At 70.5% G+C, this 3,534-nt stretch carries 2 protein-coding genes and 1 pseudogene; 2 read left to right on the top strand and 1 reads right to left on the bottom strand.

Translation table 11 applies throughout. The features are described 5' to 3' along the window. Window positions 1-637 precede the first annotated feature (637 nt). Both ssd and KM933_RS38450 read left to right on the top strand, forming a co-directional pair. Window positions 638-1,750, top strand: a complete 1,113-nt coding sequence (ssd, locus tag KM933_RS38455) for a septum site-determining protein Ssd (RefSeq protein WP_221362212.1) — start codon at window positions 638-640, stop codon at window positions 1,748-1,750. 239 nt (window positions 1,751-1,989) lie between these two features. Beyond that, a pseudogene (locus KM933_RS38450) lies at window positions 1,990-2,832 on the top strand (TadA family conjugal transfer-associated ATPase); the annotation flags it as partial. A 328-nt stretch (window positions 2,833-3,160) separates the two neighbouring features. On the opposite strand, the gene KM933_RS38445 reads toward KM933_RS38450, so the two are convergent. Continuing rightward, the gene (locus tag KM933_RS38445) at window positions 3,161-3,478 is read right to left on the bottom strand and encodes a hypothetical protein (protein WP_221362202.1); all 318 of its coding nucleotides are present in this window, start codon (window positions 3,476-3,478) and stop codon (window positions 3,161-3,163) included. Between the last annotated feature and the right edge of the window lie 56 nt (window positions 3,479-3,534).

The following is a 3,534-nucleotide window of genomic DNA, read 5'->3' as shown; positions in this document are numbered from 1 at the left end:
TCTTGTCCAGGTCAAAGAAGGCCGCTGTACGAGGCAAGGAGTGGTTTTCCACGGGGTTGAGCATATGCGCCCGCCATTCGGGCTAGTGTGGGGCGTGTGGGTTTGCCTGAGAGGGCTCTCGGGTACACCATGGAAGTCACGGATCGTTCGCGACCGTGCTAACCCGGTTTGGCTCCTCCCCCCCCCCGAGTCAAACCGTGGGGACGACCCCCGCTCTCCCCCCCGGCGGGGGTCGTCGCATGTCCGGAAGGGTTTTCCCTTCCTGTTCCGAGAACGCCGGACCCCGTTGTACGGGGTCCGGCGTTTCTCTGTCTCCGCACAGGATTCGTCACTCTGTGTAGTCGCCTGCTCCCCGACGGAAGTCGCACAACGGTCACCGGTTTGGGTGAGAGCGATATTCACAACCTCCGTGATGTCCACAGTTATCGACCAAGATCCACATGATTTCCGGGATCGCTGCACCGTGATTCCAGCGCGTACCGCTCGCGGCAGTTCATGGCTGGTTCCGATTGTTCGGCGGCTATGGCCGGTTCGTATCGGCGGTTCATATGGAGGGCCGATCGCCGGCTCTCGTACCGCGCGGGATCCGCCGGGCCACGAGGGCGCCGCGGACAAGCAGTGGAGGGGGCTGGAAAGCATGGCGGGAGCCATCACCCACGACCGACCGTCGGCCGCCGAGGGGCGACAGGACGGACCGCTGATCGTCACGGAGGACGTGCACCTGCTGGACGACCTGCTGCGGCTGTGCGCCGCGGCGGGCGCCCGGCCGGAAGTGCACCACGGGGTGCCGGAGCGTGGTGGCGGATGGGACACGGCGCCCCTCGTGCTCGTCGGCGACGACGCCGCACGACGGGTGCGCGGTGCCGCTCGCAGACGCGGAGTCGTGCTGGTTGGGCGGGATCAGGACGATCCCGGGGTCTGGCGCAGAGCAGTGGAGATCGGCGCCGACCATGTGCTGATGCTGCCCGATGGCGAACAATGGTTGGTCGACCGGATCGCCGACGTCGCCGAGGGAGTCGGTCCGCCCGCCCTCACCGTCGGCGTGATCGGCGGACGCGGAGGCGCCGGATCGTCCACCCTCGCCTGCGCGCTCGCGGTCACCTCGGCGCGCCAGGGCAGGCGAACCCTCCTCGTCGACGCGGATCCCCTGGGCGGCGGACTCGACGTACTCCTCGGCGCGGAAGCCGTCGAAGGGCTCCGCTGGCCGGCCTTCGCCGCCTCGCACGGGCGGGTCGGCGGCGGAGCCCTGGAGGAGTCGCTGCCCGCGCTGCCCGCACTGCACGCGCTGCGGGTCCTCAGCTGGGACCGCGGCGACTGCGTCACCATCGCGCCCGAAGCCGTCCGGGCGGTCCTGGCCGCTGCCAGGCGGCGCGGCGGGGCGGTGGTCGTGGATCTGCCCCGCCGTATCGACGAGGGGGTCGCACAGATCCTCGCGCAGCTCGACCTGGGGCTGCTGGTGGTCCCCGCCGAACTGCGCGCCGTCGCCGCGGCGGGCCGGGTGGCGTCCGTGGCCGGCATGGTCCTGAGGGACCTGCGCGTCGCCGTGCGCGGGCCGTACGCACCGGGCCTGGACGACCGGGAGGTCGCCCGCCTGCTCGGACTGCCCCTGATGGGCGAAGTGCCGACGGAGGCGGGCCTGTCGGCGGCCCAGGACCGCGGGACTCCGCCGGGCGCGGACGGCCGCGGACCGCTCGCACGCTTCTGCGCGGCGTTCTGGGAGCGGGCCGCGGTCGCGGGAGGGGACGCATGAGCGGGGGCGCGGGCCTGCGAGGCGCCGCCCCCGTACGTGGCGCCGCTCCCCGACGAGGGGGATCGGCCGTGCACGAGGGACCGGCCGTGCACACGGGGACAGCCGGACCTGCGCGTCCTGGGCTGTCGGAGCCGTCGGGGCTATCCGGACCGTCTGGACCGTCGGGTCGGCTTACCGGTACGGGCACGGGTTCGCTCGCGGGCGGGCCGCCCGGTGCGAGTGGGGCCGCCGACACGGGTCTGCTGGACGGGGTCCGGCAGTGGCTGGTGGAGAGCGGGGGCGAACCGACCCCCGCGCGCGTGGCACAGGCCCTGCGGGAGCAGGGACGGGTGCTCGGGGACGCCCAGGTCCTCGGCGCGGCCGAGCGACTGCGGTCGGAGCTGGTGGGGAGCGGGCCGCTGGAGCCGCTGCTCGACGACCCCTCGGTCACCGATGTGCTGGTTCCGGCACCCGACCGGGTCTGGGTGGACCGCGGCGGCGGTCTGGAACTGACGGCGGTGTCCTTCGCGGACGCGGCGGCCGTACGGCGTCTCGCGCAGCGCCTCGCGGCCGTGGCCGGACGTCGGCTGGACGACGCGCACCCCTGGGTGGACGCCAGGCTTCCCGACGGCACCAGGCTGCACGCGGTGCTGCCCCCGGTCGCCGTCGGCTCGACCTGCCTGTCGCTGCGGGTCGTACGGCCAAAGGCGTTCACGCTCGACGAACTGGTGGCCGCGGGGACGGTACCGCCCGGCGGGGACCGGCTGCTGCGGGCGCTCCTCGACGCGCGGCTCTCGTTCCTGATCAGCGGGGGCACGGGCAGCGGCAAGACGACCCTGTTGAGCGCGCTGCTCGGCCTGGCCGGACCGGGCGAACGGATCGTGCTCGCCGAGGACTCGGCCGAACTGCGCCCCGACCATCCCCATGTCGTACGGCTGGAATCACGGCCTCCCAACCAGGAGGGCGCCGGGCTGGTCACGCTCCAGGACCTGGTGCGCCAGGCACTGCGCATGCGGCCGGACCGGCTGGTCGTCGGCGAGGTGCGGGGCCCCGAGGTGGTCGCCCTGCTGGCCGCTCTGAACACGGGACACGAGGGCGGCTGCTATCGGATGGCTCTGAAGATTTCAGTAGCGCAAGATTCATTTCAGTAAAGATTTCAGTAGCGCACGAAAGATTTCAGTACACTCACGGAGTGTGATCGTCGTCAGCCTGGATGGTTGAGCTCTCCCGCCCGGGTGGTGTGCGGAACTCACGCTCCAGCGCTTCGAGGACAGCCTCGATGGCCGCCTGATCGCCACACACGTTCAGGCGGAACGGCGCTTGGTAATGCGGTCACCAATGGCTGTTGCCCTGCGGCCCTCACCCGGCAGCCTTTGGCTCTCCCGGCACGTATATCGTCCGGGCCTCTTGTTCCACAAGTCTTCGCGCCACTCACCGGACCTCGTTTACGGGTGGATACATGGTGTCTGTGGAAATCCGGTCCGATAACTTCTCCAGGCGCTTGCGCAAGCCTATTTTCCAGGTCTTTTCGATTCTCACGGTCCACGCTGTAGCGGGCCATCCTTTTCCTGGGGTGGAGAGCTGTGGAAAGCGGATGTTGAGATTGGTGATCTGCCGCTGTTCGTTCACGGTGAGGCATCTGTGTTCGAACCGCATGCGCCGCAGTTCGTGGCTGGCGGTGAGGCCGCCGACGAGGAAGCGGCCCCGCTGGGCGCGCATCCAGGGATCGAGATCCCTCGGGTTGATCATGGCGACCCGCCCCGTCTACTCCTCGCGGGCGCAGTTCCTCCACTCCAGCCGTTGCC

It is taken from the genome of Streptomyces beigongshangae, assembly GCF_019710745.1.
Taxonomy (GTDB): Bacteria; Actinomycetota; Actinomycetes; order Streptomycetales; family Streptomycetaceae; genus Streptomyces; species Streptomyces beigongshangae.
Note: the sequence above shows the minus strand (reverse complement) of the source record. Positions and strands in the feature narration are given on the sequence as shown.

Coding starts and splice junctions, on each gene's coding strand:
- ssd (WP_221362212.1), top strand. CDS start 638: ATGGCGGGAGCCATCACCCACGACCGACCGTCGGCCGCCGAGGGGCGA.
- KM933_RS38445 (WP_221362202.1), bottom strand. CDS start 3,478: ATGATCAACCCGAGGGATCTCGATCCCTGGATGCGCGCCCAGCGGGGC.